Below are 15,998 nucleotides of genomic sequence, written 5' to 3'. Positions count from 1 at the left end.
GTGCGCATTTCGCTGTCGGCGATTCATGTCCGGCAGGAATTGCTCGAGCGGTAGCAGCCTTGCTTCCCCCCACCCTGGCAGGGAGGGGAGGCGATCAGCGCACCCCGTCCAACCCCGGCCCGGCATCGTTGCTCGCCGCATAGGTCGGCGCGGCCCGCGCCTTCGCCGCTTGCTCATAGACGTAGCCCGCATTGAGCACCGCGCGATCGGCCCAGGCGGTCGCGATGAACGACAGGCCGACCGGCACGCCGCGCACCAGCCCCATCGGCACGGTCAAATGCGGATAGCCCGACACCGCCGGCAATTCGCTCGCCGACGGACCGTTGAAAGTGTCGCCGTACACCGTGTCGGACAGCCACGGCATACCATAGGTCGGCTCGACCAGGATCGTCGCATTCGCCTTGGCCAGCATCGCATCGATCCCCTCCTTCCCCGCCAGCCGCAGCGATTTCGCGCGGCTCCCAAGATATTCGGGATTGGCGAGGCCATCGGTCTTCGCCGCTTCGATAAAGGTCTCCTGTTCGAAGAACGGCATTTCGGTCTCCTTGTTCGCTTCGTTGAAGGCGATTGCCTGATCGAGCGTGCGTACCTTGACCGCCTTGGGCGTGGTGGCGAGATAGGCGTCGAGATCGGCCTTCAATTCGACATGCAGCACATGCCCCTCGGCCGCGCCGAGCCCGTCGAGCTTGGGCTGCTCGACATCGACCAGCACCGCGCCCTGCGCCTTCAAAACGGCCAGCGCAGCCTCATACTGCGCCTTCAGGATTGCGGGCATGTCAGGATGCAGCACCGCCACGCGCACGCCCTTGAGCGACGCGCTTTTTAGCCCTTCGACAAACCCCGCCGGGGCAACGCGATATTGCGGCTGACGCGTCGTCGCGGAATCGGCCGGATCAACCCCGACCATCCCGGCAAACAGGATCGCTACGTCCTTGACGCTGCGCGCCATCGGCCCCGGCGTGTCCTGGCTATGGCTGATCGGCACGACGTGGGTGCGGCTGACCATGCCGAGCGTCGGTTTCAGTCCGACCAGCCCGTTCATCGACGACGGGCAGACGACCGATCCGTCGGTCTCGGTCCCGACCGCCGCCGCCGCGAAGCTCGCCGCGACCGCCGCGCCCGATCCGCTCGACGATCCACACGACGTCCGGTCGAGCGCATAGGGGTTACGCACCAACCCGCCGACCGCGCTCCACCCGCTGATCGAATTGGAGGAGCGGATATTCGCCCATTCGCTGAGGTTGGTCTTGCCCAAAATCACCGCACCCTGCGCGCGCAAATTGGCGACCAACGGCGCATCGCGCAGCGTGATATTGTCCTTGAGCGCCAGGCTCCCCGCGGTGGTCGCGATCGGATTTTTGGTCTCGATATTGTCCTTGATCAGCACCGGCACGCCGTCGAGCGCACCGAGCGACTTGCCGCTTTTACGCCGCGCATCGCTGGCGCGTGCCTCGGCGATCGCATCGGGGTTGGTGGCGATGATCGCGCGCAGCGTCGGGCCGGTGCGGTCCATCGCCGCGATCCGCGCGAGATAGGCCTGGGTGATCGCCTCGGACGAGGTGCCGCCCGCCATCATCGCCTGCAATTGATCAATCGATTTCTCCTCAACCGCAGGCCCGGTCTGCGCCGCAAGCGGGGTGGCGACGGAAGCAAGCAGCAGCGACAGGACGACGGTACGCATGATCGGAACCCTTTGAGGATCGACGCACCTTTGCGCCGCTTGGGTAGGCATCCTCGTGGAGAATGCGGTCGAGGGCAAGGCGGGGATTGGGTGGAGGCGGACATCGGATTCCTTCCGATCCTCCCCCGCCAGGGGGAGGTGGCGCCAAAGGCGACGGAGGGGGAGGAATTCGGGGGCGGCGAATGGCAACACCGGCGCGCCGCCGGCAAAGCCGTCGGCCGGGTTCTCGCTTTCGCGCGACCCGCCGGCCGTTTGGGGCGATGCCCGCTATGCGGGCACCGGCGCGAGGCGCGCGCGCCTTCGCCCCAAATGAAAAGAGGCTGCCGGGGGTCTCACGACACCCCGGCAACCTCCTGACATGGTCAGCGGCCGGAAGCTCCAGCCTGGAGGACCATGCGAAACCTGAAAACCCCGATAGACGGCGGCGTTGATTGGGGAAGAATGCCCCCCGCCGTCATCCCAAAGGGCTTAAAGGTGCGTCCTCCAAGCCAACTGAACCGACCCCTTTGCTGAACCATGAGACATCGGATCACCTCCTTTCGCCAGTTAAAACGACGTGCCCAGGCCTGGGCACGAATCCTCTTTGAATCATAAAATTTTACGAAACAAGTCTTGTAATGTTCGCGCGTTTGGACGATTCTCTTTCGCCTGCCCATAGCCCCCGCGAAACCTGCGCTCAGCGTCGGCAATCCTCGATCACCCGCCCCACTTCGGCCCAGGCCGGAACCACTAAAGTTGGCGCGCCGTGTTGCTCGACGATGAAGCGCCCGCGACTGAACGCCAGCGCATCGAGCAGCGGGTCGCGCGGCGTCAACGCGACCGCGACCGACGCGCCGCTCGGCTGCACGGGTACCGTCTGGGCAAGGCTCGAGGTGCGCAGCGTCAGCGGTGTCGCCACCGCACCGCTGCGTGACAGATACACCATCCCCGCCTTCCGGTCGCAACGCAGCGTCAGCAGCGCGTCCGCGCGTGCCGCACCGAACACGGCGGTCGAGCCACGTGCATCGGAACGATACGCCCAATCACCCGGCGTCACCGCCCAATCGCGCCAATCCGCGCCCTGCGGCACAGGCGGCACGGGCGGCGCGGGGTGGGGCGGGGCGACGGGCTCCGGTGCCGGGCGCGGCGGCTCGGGCGGGCTGACGCAACCGGCCACGAACAGCGTGGCGGCGAGGACAGCGAGCGGGGCAAGGGTCAAGCGCATGGAATGGTGTATGCGGCATGCGACACTTTCGCTCAACCACGCATCCCCGGACGATCTTGCGCCTCGTCGCGATTTCGCCTCTTGTGCGCCCAAGCAGGGGATGACGATGGCACTCGAAGCGAAACGGTTGCGCGCCATCATCGGCGGATCGGCCGGCAATCTGGTCGAATGGTATGACTGGTACGCCTATACCTCGCTCTCGCTGTACTTCGCCGCCTCCTTCTTTCCCAAGGGCGATGCGACCGCGCAATTGCTCGGCACTTCGGCGGTGTTCGCGGTCGGGTTTTTCATGCGGCCGATCGGCGCGTACATTATGGGCCGCTATGCCGACAGCCATGGGCGCAAAGCCGGGCTGGCGGTCTCGGTCGCGCTGATGTGCGCCGGCTCGCTCATCATCGCCTTCGTGCCAGATTATGGCAGCATCGGTATTGCCGCGCCGATCATCCTGCTCGTCGCGCGGATGATCCAGGGCCTCTCGGTCGGCGGCGAATATGGTGCGAGCGCGACCTATCTCTCCGAAATGGCGACGCGGCAGCATCGCGGCTTCTGGTCGAGCTTCCAATATGTCACGCTGATCGGGGGGCAGCTCACCTCGCTCGCCGTCACCCTCATCCTGCAAGCGCTGCTGACCAAGGCGGAAATGGAGAGCTATGGCTGGCGGATCGCCTTTCTGCTCGGCGCGGCGCTGGCGTTCGGCGTGTATCTGCTGCGGCGACGGCTGGCCGAGACGGCGTCGTTCGAGGCGCTGGCCAAGGATCGCCCCGCCTCGGGCGCGGCGGCGCTGTGGCGCGCGCACCCGCGCGAATTCGTGCTGGTCGCGATCATCAGCGCGGGCGGCAGCTTGGCCTTCTACGCCTACACGACCTACATGCAGAAATTCCTCGCCAACACCGCCGGCTTCTCGATCCAGACCGCGACCGGCATCATGACCGCCGCCTTGGTCGTCTTCATGCTCGTCCAGCCGCTGTTCGGCAGTCTGGCCGATCGGGTCGGGCGCAAGCCGATGCTGTTGCTGTTCGGGGTTGGTGGCACATTGGTGTCGGTGCCGGTGTTCAGTGCGCTCGCCGTGGCACGCGATCCGGTAGCGGCGTTCGGCATCATCATGATCCCGCTGCTGCTGCTCGCCGCCTATACTTCGATCAGCGCGCTGGTGAAGGCCGAGCTGTTCCCCGCGCATATCCGCGCGCTCGGCGTCGCTTTGCCCTATGCGCTCGGCAATGCGCTGTTCGGCGGCACCGCCGAATATGTCGCGCTGCGCTTCAAGCAAGCGCATCTGGAGAGCGGCTTCTACTGGTACGTCGCGATCATCCTTGCGATTACGACCTTGTGCTTCTGGCTGCTGCCCGAAACCAAGCGGACGAGCCTGATTAGCGAAGAGTGAGGAACCGCACCCGGCCCCGCGCCGTTACGCCGCCGACAGAGAGGAACGCGCATGGCCCAAACCGAACCGACCCAAGTGCTGCTGCAAGCGAACACCGCCGACACGATGCCGGTGCGCAGCCGCGACGGCGACAAGATCGGCGCGCTCTATGCGTTGATGGTCAACAAGCGCAGCGGGCAGGCGCTCTATGCGGTGCTGACGATCGGCGGCTTCCTCGGCATGGGCAAGGCCTACTACCCGCTGCCCTTCTCGCTGCTGCAGTTCGATCCGGTCAACGACACCTATGTCGTAACGATCGACCGCCGCGTGTTGGAAGGCGGCCCAAGCTGGGCGGCGAATGCGCCCGAGTTCGATCAGGCGTATGCCGACCGCGTGTCGAAATATTATGACGTGGCGGGCGAAGATTTATCGCTGGGGTGAGGTTCAAAAACCCTCAACAACCCGAGATGCCGCTTCCAAGCGCTGCGCTTTGCGCTCGGCCTTCCAGAAGACGCGCTTATACTCGCGAAGATGGACCCACCACTCGGGCGACCGCGTCAGCTGCCCCTTACGAACATGCGCCATAGGTCACGCTGCGTGCTTCGCGGCGTAGCTAGCCGGGCGATACAGCGGTTCAGGGATCGCAAAATCCATGTCCTTGGCGACTTCAAGCCACCCTTGCATCGCGATCTGCACCTCGGCCAGCGCTTCTTCGGGCGTGTCGCCAAACGCAGAACACGATTTGAGGTCCGGCACGTTGGCTACCCAGCACGCGTCGTCGTCAGACCAAAACAGATCGATGTGATAGCGCGGCAACTCAGTCGTCCAATGTCAGCCCGAATTCGGCGCATATAGCAAGGAACTGCTGAATTTGATAGCTCTTGGCATCCTTGCCGCGCGGTTGAATAGTGACGACGTAGGGCACGTCGGCGCGGGCGTAATGGCGGTGGCTTCCGGTGGTGCGACGCAACGTGAAGCCGAAGGCGACGATCAATCGCTCGAAATCACGAAACGGGATCGATGCGCGAGGGTCAGCGACGATCCGAGCATAAAGCTTAGCAGTCTTGGTCACGGTCGCCTTCCCTTTCCGACATCGGACGAGGCACCTGACGCTCCATCGTTTGAATTTCACGAAGACGCTGAAAAACATGTGCTTGTACCTATTTAGGCCAAGCACCCCAATACTGCCCAATCTCCGACTTGCAACAAGAACTAAATTAACTGGTGGTATAATTATTTACAAATCAGTGACTTGCAAACAAATAAAAGCAGAAGTTTTTTACCGCGCCCGCCGCGAACTCCCCGCCATCCCCGCCCGCATCTTCTGGCTCTTCCCATACCGCGTTTTGCGCGTCCCCGGCTTGCCCTCGTTGCTCCGCCCCATCACCGGCGCCTTCTGCTGATCGACCGGCAGCCCCAGTTCCTCCTGCTCCAATTGCCGGATCTCGTCGCGCAAGCGCCCCGCCGTCTCGAACTCCAGATCGGCCGCCGCCGCGCGCATCTGCTTCTCGAGATCCTCGATATACGCGCGCAGATTGTGGCCGACCATGTGCGGGCGATCCTCATCGATCTCTATGGTCACCTGATCACGGTTCGACACATCCTTGATGATGTCGCCGATGTTGCGCTTGATCGTGGTGGGCGTGATGCCGTGCACTTCATTGTACAGCCGCTGCTTCTCGCGGCGGCGGCTGGTCTCGTTCATCGCGCGTTCCATGCTGCCGGTGATGCGGTCGGCATAGAGAATCACGCGCCCGTCGACGTTGCGCGCCGCGCGGCCGATCGTCTGGATCAGCGAGGTCTCCGAGCGCAGAAACCCTTCCTTGTCGGCGTCGAGGATCGCAACCAGCCCGCATTCGGGAATATCGAGCCCCTCACGCAGCAGGTTGATGCCGATCAGCACGTCATACACGCCCAGCCGGAGGTCGCGGATCAGCTCAATACGCTCCAACGTCTCGACATCGCTGTGCATGTAGCGGACGCGAATCCCCGCCTCGTGCATGAATTCGGTCAGATCCTCGGCCATGCGCTTGGTCAGCGTGGTGACGAGCGTGCGATACCCCGCCTCGGCGGTCTTGCGCGCCTCGACAATCAGATCCTGCACTTGCTCCTCGACTGGCTTGATCTCGATCGGCGGATCGATCAGCCCGGTCGGGCGGATCACCTGTTCGGCGAACACCCCGCCGGTTTGCTCCATTTCCCACGCGCCCGGCGTCGCCGAGACATAGGTCGTTTGCGGGCGCATCGCGTCCCATTCGTTGAAGCGCAGTGGGCGATTGTCGATCGCCGAGGGCAAGCGAAAGCCATATTCGGCGAGCGTCAGTTTACGGCGGTGATCGCCGCGCGACATGCCGTTGATCTGGCCGATTGTCTGGTGGCTTTCATCGACGAACAGCAACGCATTTTCGGGCAGATATTCGAACAAGGTCGGCGGCGGCTCGCCCGGCATCCGGCCGGTGAGGAAGCGCGAATAATTCTCGATCCCAGCGCACGATCCGGTCGCGGCGATCATCTCGAGGTCGAAATTGGTGCGCTGCTCCAACCGCTGCGCCTCGAGCAATTTGCCCTCGGGGATCAGCTCCTTCAGCCGCTCCTGCAACTCGAACTTGATCGCCTCCATCGCCTGTTTCAGCGTCGGGCCAGGCGTGACGTAATGGCTGTTGGCATAGACACGGATGTAATCGAGGCTCGCGATCTTCTTGCCGGTCAGCGGATCGAATTCGACGATCTCCTCAATATCGTCGCCGAAGAACGACACGCGCCACGCGGTGTCGTCATAATGCGACGGGAAGATTTCGAGCGCATCGCCGCGCACGCGGAAATTGCCGCGCTGGAACGCCATGTCGTTGCGCTTATATTGTAGCGCGACGAGCTTGCGCACGATCTCGCGCTGGTCGACCACTTGCCCCTTCTTGAGGTCGAAGATCATCGCCGAATAGGTCTCGACCGATCCGATGCCGTACAGGCACGACACCGACGCGACGATAATCACATCGTCGCGTTCGAGCAGCGAGCGCGTCGCGGCGTGCCGCATCCGGTCGATTGCCTCGTTGGTCGAGCTTTCCTTCTCGATATAGGTGTCGCTGCGCGCGACATAGGCTTCGGGCTGATAGTAATCGTAATAACTGACGAAATATTCGACCGCGTTATCGGGGAAAAACGACTTCATCTCGCCATATAACTGCGCCGCGAGGATCTTGTTGGGCGCCAGGATCAAAGCGGGCCGCTGCACCGCCTCGATCACCTTGGCCATCGTGAAGGTCTTGCCCGATCCGGTGACGCCAAGCAGCACCTGATCGCGCTCGCCCGCCTCGGTCTGCGCGACCAGCTCGGCAATCGCAGTCGGCTGGTCGCCCGCCGGGGTGTATTCCGACACGATCTTGAACGGCCGCCCGCCTTCCGCCTTGGGGGGCCGCGCCGGGCGGTGCGGGATAAAGCTCTGCCCGGTCTCGGGTTCGTCGAGCGAGGTGCGAATCTGGATGGCCATGCGGGTAATATGGCGACCGGACCGGGTTTGTTCCAGAGGGTGCGCGCGATAGCCAACCGAAGCGTGGCTGTCAGTGCTCAGGCATCGGCGGATAGATCACAGGCTTGTCGCCATAGCGCGCGTGCAACGCCACATCGCGTCGCTCATCCTCAAATTCATCCGGGTTCAATTCCTCTGGAAATTTGAAGATCGCGTCGAATTCCTTGCCGACCACCGCATACTCGATCACTTCCCAGCGCTTGCCCGGCTCTTCGGTTTCCCATGCTTCGATGAGCAGATCGATCAACTCGTCGCTTGGGTCAAAATAGCGGACGCTATTGCCCTCGTCCTTGAACACCCCCGCGCCGACGACTCCCTCCTGCAGTTCGGCATAGAGATATGTCTTATCGGGATCGCCGCCGGCGATTCTGCCCAGTTCGTGACCGATCTGATCGAAGATGGGACCCAACCGATCGTATTTGTCTGCCATTCTATTGCCCCTTTTTGCTGTTCGAGAACTTCCTAAGGTGTCGCTCGCCGTTGGCGTACCAAGTGACTTTGATGGAATACGGTCGCTTCGACGCGCCTCGATATTCTGGGACGATATCGACGTAAATGCGATGTCCGGCACGTTGCGCCCTCGCCCAACGTTCTTCGAGTTGGCGATACGCCCCCCGGTTGAAATTTGAGTCTTGCGCGAAATGGTTGAACGCGTCGCGTGGCCCGTTGAAGCGAGCGGCAATGTAATGGCCACCGTCATCGCTAGGCAAACGATCCGTCCCGCCCGCCGCCGCCTGATTGCGGCGCGACCGTGTTGCTGTCTCATTGGATAGCACCCCCTTTGCCCGCCGCATCCTGTCGCCGTCGTCGATCGCGTAATCATAGCCATTTCTAACCTGATGCCGATACGGGTCTCGCGTTGCGACCACACCGGTCACCGGCGCGGCCAAATCCGGCGCTGGAGCAGCCTTCGGCGCGCGTGATTTCGGGGATGGAATCGCCAACACGTCGCCCGGCTTGAGCTTCGCATCCACCGACATCCGGTTGGCCGACGCCAGTTCCGCTGCGGTCAGATGGTTAGCCCGCGCCACAGAATGCATCGTGTCGCCGGGCTCGACGACCACGGGTTTGATCGTGGGATGCTTTCGCTTGAAGTCCGCGACCTCTTTTGGGTTTAGCCAATACCCGTCGCCGGTCGCGCCAGCACCACCACCGGACCCGCCACCCCCGCCTGCGAAAGAATCACCACCCCACTTTACGGGCTTGGGCGGCGTTTTTCCGGGGGTTGGACGGGCGGCTCGACGCGGTGCCGCATTGCCGACGCTGCCCCCCGGCGCGAACGTAAACTGCCCGTTTCTCGGATCGTGATACGGATTGAACTTGAGCTCGATCGCCCCGATCGCGACCCGCTGTCCCGTGCGCAAATAGATCGAAAACGCGGTGTCGCGCGATCCGCGCTGAAGCCCTCCTGGCATACCGACTCCCCCTGATCAAAGAGTAAGACACGCTCAGCTTGGCCAAACCCTCGCCAATCAATCCGCGATTGCCAGATCGCGCCAATCTTGGGAGGATGACCCCACCCAGCCCGTCGCCCTCCCGGCGCCGCGCCGCCCGGAGAGTTTCCCGCCATGTCGCTTCGCCCCGTCGCCCTCCTCGCCATCCCGCTCTTCGCCCCCCTCTTCGTCGTCGCGTGCGGGCCCGAGGCGCAGATCAAGCGACAACCCGGCAGCTGGTCGCAAAGGGTCGAGATCCTCAAGCTCGAGGGCAAGGGCGCCACGCCCGCGACGCGGCTGCAGATGCAGAAGATGTTCGATGCGATGGGGGCCATGTCGGTCTGTGTCACCCCCGCCGCCGTGGCGAAAGAAGACCTCGCCAAGAACCTCGAGCAAATGGGCGCGCGCGGGCAGAATTGCACCTTCAGCAATCGCGACGCGACCGGTCCGACGATCGGCTTCGATGCGGTGTGCAAGCAGGCGGGGGGCGGTTCGATGAAGCTGTCCGCCACCGGCAGCAACGCGCCGACCGAGCAGGACATCACGATGACGATGGTCGGCTCCGATGCCGCCGGCAAAACGCAAGGCACGATGCAAATGCGCGTGCGCGCCATCCGCGGCGGCGATTGCAAGCCGAGCGACATCACCCCGCCCGATTTGCCGCCGGGGCACCCCAGCGTGCCGGAAGCCGGCCTGAAACCCTAACCGGTTCAGCGCACCCGGCGATACGCCACGCGCCACATCGTCCAGCCGATCACCCCGGCAACCAGCGCGAGGATCAGGCTCGTCGCGACCGCACTCATCCAGCGGAATAGCAAGGTCTGCGTGTCGCTGACGGGCATGTCGAACAGGCCAAAGCCATAGGTCTGCCCACCCAGAAACAGCGCAAAGCCCGCCAGCGCACCGACCGTGACCGCCATGCCCGGCCCGCGCCAGCCAAGCGCGTGGCAGAGCAGCCAGACCGGGCCACCGATCGCCACGGCGGCCATCGTCGTGATCAGCATCCCGATGACGAACCCGACCAGCAGTTCAAGCGGGGCAAGCCCGCTGCCGATACTGACCAGCGCAGCGGCGAAGGCGCCCCCCACCAGCCCGCCCGCGCCGAGCGCAAGCCCGGCCCGGTCGAGCGACGCTTCGTAAGTCCGCACTGCCCCCTCAGACGCCACGCTCATTCTCCCCGGCGCGCGTGTAGCATCGCGGACCCGCCGTCCCAAGCCTGCTACGCCAAACTATGTGCCGCCGCACCGGCGGCGATCGGCGCTTCGCAATCGATCCATTCCCAGCGGCAGGGAGTACTCGGCTTTAGCGTAAAGGCCTCGTTGAGCCGCTCGACGTCGCCGTCGGCGAGGCACGATATCCAGGGCCCGGCATCGGTCCAACGCCACTCGAGCCGCTGCCCGGTGTCAAGCGCGCGCAGTCGCGTCGCCAGATCGTGGTGGAGCACGGTGCTGAGATATTTGTCTTCGCCCGGATAAGCGAGCGTCACCGGCTCGCCATTCACCGTCATGGCGATCCGCGTATCGACCGTGCGCGTGTCGGCCCGCCGCGCTTGCTCGACGGCGATATCGGCGATCGCCAGCGCGCCACCGCTCAACCGCGCGAGATCGGCGATCTGCGCGATCAGATACGCCTCAGGCTGCTCAACCTGCGTTTCGTGGAGCACGAGGTTCGCCCGGTACGGCGCGGCATCGAAATCGGGATGATAATATGTGGCTTCGACGAGCGCCTCGAAGACGATGTCGGGTTTGACGCGTGCCTCCCGCTCCGCAACGCCCGGGTAGAGCATGGCGGGGTCAAGTTTTTCCCGAAAGATCCCCGCCTCGCTCAGAAGCTTGACAGCGCGCCGGACTTGCGGCTGCTTGCCCGCCGACAGCTCGGGCAACGGCCCTGCGTGGCGCAGCGGCCGTGCGGCAGGGGCTTTGCCTTTCCCGCCGATCCAGCGCGCCAGCAGCGCCACCGTCTCGATCGCCCAGGCGACGCCGGTGACACAGCAGCTCGCAAACACCCAGAGAAGCAACGCGACGAAGGCTTGGCTGAGCGGCTTCACGCCGGGGGGGAACGGGACGTACGCGAACGCGATGACGGCAAGGATCGCGCCGACGATCGCATAGACGACGACCGGCGAACGCCGCCATAGCCGGATCAGCGCGGCGAGCATTATCCGGCGCGCTCCAACAACCCCTCGCGCGCAATCTTTTCCTTCCACACCAACGGGGCAAGTTGGTGGACGTTGGCACCGCTCGAATCGACCGCGACCGTCACGGGAAAATCCTCCACCTCGAATTCGTAGATCGCTTCCATCCCAAGATCCTCGAAGCCGACGACGTTAGACCCCTTGATCGCGCGCGCGACAAGATAGGCGGCGCCACCGACCGCCATCAGATAGGCGCTCTTGCCTTCGGCGATCGCCTTGGTCGCATCGGGTCCGCGCTCGGCCTTGCCGACCATCGCGAGCAGCCCCTGCCCCAGCATCATCCGCGTGAACGAATCCATCCGCGTCGCCGTCGTCGGCCCCGCCGGGCCAACGACTTCATCGCCGACCGGATCGACCGGTCCGACATAATAAATCACGCGGCCCGCGAAATCGACCGGGAGCGGCTCGCCCGCATCGAGCATGTCCTTGATCCGCTTGTGCGCGGCATCGCGTCCGGTGAGCATCTTGCCGTTGAGCAGCAGCCGGTCGCCTTGCTTCCAGCCCTGCACCACCTCCGGCGTCAGCGTGTCGAGATCGACGCGGATCGCCGCGGAATCGGGCTGCCAGTCGACCTTGGGCCATTCGTCGAGCTTGGGCGCGTCGAGGAACGCGGGGCCCGATCCGTCGAGCACGAAATGCGCGTGGCGTGTCGCCGCACAATTGGGAATCAACGCGACCGGCTTGCCCGCCGCATGGCACGGGGCGTCGAGGATTTTCACGTCCAAAATGGTCGAAAGCCCGCCCAGCCCCTGCGCGCCGATGCCGAGCGCATTGACCTTGTCGAAAATCTCGATCCGCAAGCGTTCGATATCGGTCTTGGGTCCGCGCGTTTTTAGCGGCCCCATGTCGATCGGTTCCATCAACGCTTGCTTGGCGAGCAATACGCAATGCTCCGCGGTCCCGCCGATCCCGATCCCGAGCATCCCCGGCGGACACCAGCCCGCGCCCATTTGTGGCAGCATCTCCACCACCCAATCGACGATGCTGTCGCTGGGGTTCATCATCTTGAACTTCGACTTATTTTCGGACCCGCCGCCCTTGGCCGCGACATCGACCGAAACGCGCGCGCCCGGCACCATCTCGACGTGCAGCACGCACGGCGTATTGTCCTTGGTATTGCGCCGGGTAAACGCCGGGTCGGCCAGCACCGACGCGCGCAGCTTGTTGTCGGGGTTCAAATACGCCAGCCGCACGCCTTCATCGACCACGTCCTGTAAGGATCGGGCGGTATCGTCCAACCGACAATCCATCCCCCATGTGACGAAGACGTTGACGATGCCGGTATCCTGGCAGATCGGGCGATGCCCCTCGGCACACATCCGGCTGTTGGTCAGGATCTGCGCGATCGCGTCCTTGGCGGCCGGGCCCTGCTCGGCCTCATACGCCGCGCCCAGCGCATGGATATAATCCATCGGGTGGTAGTAACTGATGAATTGCAGCGCATCGGCGACGCTCTCGATCAGGTCGGCTTGGCGAATGATGGTCGTCATGAAGCGGCTTTCGGTGCTGGCGTCTGCGCTCCCTTTATGCGTCCGCACGGCTGCCGCCAAGGTGCCCGCATTATGTATGACACAAGCTATCCTTACCGCGTATTTACCATGGGCCGCAGGGACTTTGGCAAGGTTCAGACGCTAGGCAGGAACCGATGCGGCCCCGTTTCAATCCCCTTCAGGCCCTTGCCTTTGCGTTGACGGCCTTTCGGACCGATCTGGCCCCCGGCGTGCGCGCATCGCAACCGCACCGCGATACGCTTAGGATACAGGTGCGACGGTTGGCCTCGACCTGGCCGTTCGCGCTGGTCGTGGCGAGCGCTGCGCCGGCGATCGTGTGGTGGGCAGCGCGCCAGGCCGCCCTGCCCGCCTTGATGAACCTGGCGCAGATATGGGGCGGCGTGATCGCGGGGCTGGGTCTGCTCCTGCTCGCCGCGGTTACGAATCCCCGGGCGCAGCGGTGGTCGCCTTATGTCCATGTCCGCATTGCCACACTCGTCGGTACTGGCATCGCGGCGGCCCTGCTGTCCTTGCTCTATGCGACGGTCGGGGCAGGGTCGGGCGCGTTTTCCTTAATCAGCTTCGTCGCCGTGTTCGGCGCGATCATCGTCACAATCATCGCGCTGCATCCGGTGCGCGCGGCGACGCTCGGGTTCGCGCTCGGTCTGGTCGGCGTGGTCGGTCTGCGCGACGGGTTCGGCACCGCGTGGGGCATCGGCCTGTCCTTCGTCTTGTGCCTCGCCGTCGCCACCTACCGGCTGGTGGTGTTCGATCGTCGCGCGGGCTCGCGCCGCGATATGGAGCAAGCGCAAGGGCGCATGGCATCGCGCCTGGTCGCCGAGTTTGAGGCGCATTCGAATGGCTGGTTCTGGCAGAGCGATGCGAACGGGCGCATCACCTACCTTACCGAAAAGGTCGCCAACGAACTCGATCTGCCCGACGCGCCCGCGATCGGGGCACCGCTCACCACCCTGTTCCGGATGGACAGCGCCACACCCGAGACCGAGCGGACGCTCGCTTTCCATCTTGCGTCGCGCACCGCTTTTTCCAACTATTCGGTGCGCCCGGCGAGCATTGCCAAGCTTGATCGCTGGTGGTCGATTTCCGGCCGCCCGGTGTTCGACGAATTCGGCCATTTCGTCGGCTTTGTCGGCAGCGGCAGCGATCTGACCGAGCGCCGTCGCGCCGATGCCGAGATCACGCGCCTTGCGCTGTTCGACGGGCTGACCGGCCTTGCCAACCGTCAGCGGCTCCGCCTGTCGCTCGATCAGACGCTCGCCCAGCGTCTGGCGCAACCGGGGCATTTGCGGACGTCGGCGCTGTTCCTGCTCGATCTCGACCGGTTCAAGGCGGTTAACGACACGCTCGGCCACCAGACCGGTGACGCGTTGCTGCGGCAAGTCGCGCAACGGTTGCAGCGCACGATCGGCGAGGCAGGACTGGTCGGACGCATCGGCGGCGATGAATTCCAGATAATCCTGCCGACGATGGCCGACCGCGAGAAACTGGGCGACCTCGCGCGCCGCGTGATCTTCGACCTGTCGCAGCCCTATAGCATCGACGGGTCGGCAATCAGCATCGGGTGTTCGATCGGCGTCGCGCTGTCGCCCGATGACGGGACCGATGCCGAAACGCTGGTCCGCAACGCCGATCTCGCGCTCTATGCCGCCAAGGGCGACGGGCGCGGCATCCACCGCTTCTTTCGCGACGAATTGCTGGTCGGCGCGCAAAGCCGCAAACAGCTCGAGGACGATCTGCGCAATGCGCTGGCGAGCAACCAATTCTACATCGCCTATCAGGCGGTGGTCAGCACCCGCTCCGAACGGATCGTCGGCTATGAAGCATTGCTGCGCTGGGAACATCCGACGCGCGGCTTGATCAGCCCGACCGACTTCATCCCCGTCGCCGAGGATTGCGGCTTGATCGAGGCGATCGGCGAGTGGGTCCTGCGCACCGCGTGCATCGAGGCGGCGGGCTGGCCGAACGAGGTCCGCGTCGCGGTCAATGTCTCGCCGATCCAGTTCGCCAACCCCGCGCTGCCCGCGCTCGTTACCTCGGCGCTGGCGAAATCGGGGATCGCGCCGCACCGGCTCGAACTTGAAATCACCGAAGGCGTGTTCGTCGATGAAACCGCCACGACCGAACAGATGTTCAAGACACTCAAGGGCTGCGGCGTCCGCCTCGCGCTCGACGATTTCGGGACCGGCTATTCCTCGCTCGGCTATTTGAAGAAGGCGCCGTTCGACAAGATCAAGATCGACCAGAGCTTCGTCAAGGGCGCGACGATCGCGGGCAATCGCAACGCCGCGATCATCAAGGCGATCGTCAGCCTGGCCGATACGCTCGGCATGGAGACCACCGCCGAGGGTGTGGAAAATCACGACGAAGTGACGCTGATCCGCGAACTCGGCTGCAGCCATATTCAAGGCTATGTCTACGGCAAGCCAGCGCGCGCCGCCGACGTCCTGTTGCATTTGGCGACGTCGGGCGGAATGGCGACCGCGACCGGTTACCGCATCAGCCGATCCCCGCGCACCGCCATGTTGCGCACGGCACGCATCCAGTCGGGCAATGTGATCGGGGAAGTGCGCATCCGCAACATCTCCGCGACGGGCGTGATGATCGACGGCATCGATGTCGAGGATGGCACGGGCGATCTCGACGTGCTGATTGAGCTGCTTGAGGACCAGATGTTCCCGGCCAAGCTGCGCTGGGCGGCGGACGGCAAGGCCGGGCTCGAATTCGCCGAGACCTTCAACATGGAACGCCTCGCGACGGCTCCGATTCCGCTGCGGAAGGCCGGCTAGGGGTGCGCCTGCTCCCCTCCCTGGAAGGGAGGGCGAGCGCTAATTTACTCCCCTCCCTGGAACGGGAGGGGCTGGGGGTGGGTCGGCCCGTTGTCGAACGCAGCGCCCACCCCACACCACCCCACCCCACCCCTCAATCCCCTCCCTTCCAGGGAGGGGAGGCAGATCGCTCAGCCCGCGCTGTTTACCGTTGGCGCAGAGGCAGCAGGCACAGGTGGCGGCGCACCCGCGTCATCCGGCCCGCCACACGGCGGCCCCATCGGCCGCAACGCCGTCACCTTGCCATCGGCCCCGACCAGAAAC

General features: G+C 64.4%; 14 protein-coding genes. 4 read left to right on the top strand and 10 right to left on the bottom strand.

Translation table 11 applies throughout. From position 1 onward, the window contains the following. Positions 1-94: 94 nt before the first annotated feature. Positions 95-1,681: an amidase gene (locus ABWP09_RS06150; protein ID WP_353204267.1), complete on the bottom strand. Its 1,587-nt coding sequence runs from the start codon at positions 1,679-1,681 to the stop codon at positions 95-97. A 676-nt stretch (positions 1,682-2,357) separates the two neighbouring features. Next, positions 2,358-2,885: a hypothetical protein gene (locus ABWP09_RS06145; protein ID WP_353204266.1), complete on the bottom strand. Its 528-nt coding sequence runs from the start codon at positions 2,883-2,885 to the stop codon at positions 2,358-2,360. A gap of 106 nt (positions 2,886-2,991) precedes the next feature. On the opposite strand from ABWP09_RS06145, the gene ABWP09_RS06140 reads away from it, so the two are divergent. Together ABWP09_RS06140 and ABWP09_RS06135 are read left to right on the top strand one after the other, a co-directional pair. Further along, positions 2,992-4,266, top strand: coding sequence for an MFS transporter (locus ABWP09_RS06140; RefSeq protein ID WP_353204265.1), 1,275 nt, complete (start codon positions 2,992-2,994; stop codon positions 4,264-4,266). 51 nt (positions 4,267-4,317) lie between these two features. Continuing rightward, positions 4,318-4,686: a PRC-barrel domain-containing protein gene (locus ABWP09_RS06135; protein WP_353204264.1), complete on the top strand. Its 369-nt coding sequence runs from the start codon at positions 4,318-4,320 to the stop codon at positions 4,684-4,686. Positions 4,687-4,833: 147 nt separating this feature from the next. Here ABWP09_RS06135 and ABWP09_RS06130 read toward each other — a convergent pair whose 3' ends face one another. The 5 genes from ABWP09_RS06130 to ABWP09_RS06110 all read right to left on the bottom strand — a co-directional run bounded on the left by ABWP09_RS06130 (position 4,834) and on the right by ABWP09_RS06110 (position 9,186). Continuing rightward, entirely contained in the window at positions 4,834-5,061 is a 228-nt protein-coding gene (locus ABWP09_RS06130) for a type II toxin-antitoxin system HicB family antitoxin (RefSeq protein ID WP_353204263.1), read from the bottom strand. A 1-nt stretch (position 5,062) separates the two neighbouring features. Next, complete coding sequence (locus ABWP09_RS06125; RefSeq protein WP_353204262.1) at positions 5,063-5,317, bottom strand: type II toxin-antitoxin system HicA family toxin; 255 nt, start codon at positions 5,315-5,317, stop codon at positions 5,063-5,065. A gap of 207 nt (positions 5,318-5,524) precedes the next feature. Beyond that, the gene (gene uvrB / locus ABWP09_RS06120; RefSeq protein WP_353204261.1) at positions 5,525-7,732 is read right to left on the bottom strand and encodes an excinuclease ABC subunit UvrB; all 2,208 of its coding nucleotides are present in this window, start codon (positions 7,730-7,732) and stop codon (positions 5,525-5,527) included. Positions 7,733-7,802: 70 nt separating this feature from the next. Then, positions 7,803-8,201: a hypothetical protein gene (locus tag ABWP09_RS06115; RefSeq protein ID WP_353204260.1), complete on the bottom strand. Its 399-nt coding sequence runs from the start codon at positions 8,199-8,201 to the stop codon at positions 7,803-7,805. Between the two features lies 1 nt (position 8,202). Next, a complete protein-coding gene (locus ABWP09_RS06110) occupies positions 8,203-9,186 on the bottom strand; it encodes a DNA/RNA non-specific endonuclease (RefSeq protein ID WP_353204259.1) in 984 nt (327 codons plus the stop codon). A 153-nt stretch (positions 9,187-9,339) separates the two neighbouring features. Here ABWP09_RS06110 and ABWP09_RS06105 point away from each other — a divergent pair, with 153 nt between their 5' ends. After that, complete coding sequence (locus ABWP09_RS06105; protein WP_353204258.1) at positions 9,340-9,909, top strand: DUF3617 domain-containing protein; 570 nt, start codon at positions 9,340-9,342, stop codon at positions 9,907-9,909. Positions 9,910-9,914: 5 nt separating this feature from the next. On the opposite strand, the gene ABWP09_RS06100 is transcribed toward ABWP09_RS06105, so the two are convergent. The 3 genes from ABWP09_RS06100 to ABWP09_RS06090 form a co-directional block, all read right to left on the bottom strand. Continuing rightward, positions 9,915-10,352, bottom strand: a complete 438-nt coding sequence (locus tag ABWP09_RS06100) for a hypothetical protein (RefSeq protein ID WP_353204257.1) — start codon at positions 10,350-10,352, stop codon at positions 9,915-9,917. A 71-nt stretch (positions 10,353-10,423) separates the two neighbouring features. Further along, complete coding sequence (locus ABWP09_RS06095) at positions 10,424-11,362, bottom strand: hypothetical protein (RefSeq protein ID WP_353204256.1); 939 nt, start codon at positions 11,360-11,362, stop codon at positions 10,424-10,426. Beyond that, a complete protein-coding gene (locus ABWP09_RS06090) occupies positions 11,362-12,888 on the bottom strand; it encodes a fumarate hydratase (RefSeq protein ID WP_353204255.1) in 1,527 nt (508 codons plus the stop codon). Before ABWP09_RS06090 ends, ABWP09_RS06095 begins: the two co-directional genes overlap by 1 nt. Before the next feature lie 155 nt (positions 12,889-13,043). Here ABWP09_RS06090 and ABWP09_RS06085 point away from each other — a divergent pair, with 155 nt between their 5' ends. Further along, a complete protein-coding gene (locus ABWP09_RS06085) occupies positions 13,044-15,695 on the top strand; it encodes a putative bifunctional diguanylate cyclase/phosphodiesterase (protein ID WP_502959766.1) in 2,652 nt (883 codons plus the stop codon). Positions 15,696-15,998: the final 303 nt, after the last annotated feature.

Origin of the sequence: Sphingomonas sp. (assembly GCF_040398505.1) — a bacterium.
GTDB lineage: Bacteria > Pseudomonadota > Alphaproteobacteria > Sphingomonadales > Sphingomonadaceae > Sphingomonas.
This window is presented reverse-complemented; position numbering and strand designations above follow the sequence as displayed.

Excerpts from the sequence above, each read along its gene's own strand:
- ABWP09_RS06085 (WP_502959766.1), top strand. The coding sequence starts at position 13,044 with ATGCGGCCCCGTTTCAATCCCCTTCAGGCCCTTGCCTTTGCGTTGACG.
- ABWP09_RS06110 (WP_353204259.1), bottom strand. The coding sequence starts at position 9,186 with ATGCCAGGAGGGCTTCAGCGCGGATCGCGCGACACCGCGTTTTCGATC.
- ABWP09_RS06135 (WP_353204264.1), top strand. The coding sequence starts at position 4,318 with ATGGCCCAAACCGAACCGACCCAAGTGCTGCTGCAAGCGAACACCGCC.
- ABWP09_RS06095 (WP_353204256.1), bottom strand. The coding sequence starts at position 11,362 with ATGCTCGCCGCGCTGATCCGGCTATGGCGGCGTTCGCCGGTCGTCGTC.
- ABWP09_RS06140 (WP_353204265.1), top strand. The coding sequence starts at position 2,992 with ATGGCACTCGAAGCGAAACGGTTGCGCGCCATCATCGGCGGATCGGCC.
- ABWP09_RS06115 (WP_353204260.1), bottom strand. The coding sequence starts at position 8,201 with ATGGCAGACAAATACGATCGGTTGGGTCCCATCTTCGATCAGATCGGT.
- ABWP09_RS06145 (WP_353204266.1), bottom strand. The coding sequence starts at position 2,885 with ATGCGCTTGACCCTTGCCCCGCTCGCTGTCCTCGCCGCCACGCTGTTC.
- ABWP09_RS06090 (WP_353204255.1), bottom strand. The coding sequence starts at position 12,888 with ATGACGACCATCATTCGCCAAGCCGACCTGATCGAGAGCGTCGCCGAT.
- ABWP09_RS06105 (WP_353204258.1), top strand. The coding sequence starts at position 9,340 with ATGTCGCTTCGCCCCGTCGCCCTCCTCGCCATCCCGCTCTTCGCCCCC.
- ABWP09_RS06150 (WP_353204267.1), bottom strand. The coding sequence starts at position 1,681 with ATGCGTACCGTCGTCCTGTCGCTGCTGCTTGCTTCCGTCGCCACCCCG.
- uvrB (WP_353204261.1), bottom strand. The coding sequence starts at position 7,732 with ATGGCCATCCAGATTCGCACCTCGCTCGACGAACCCGAGACCGGGCAG.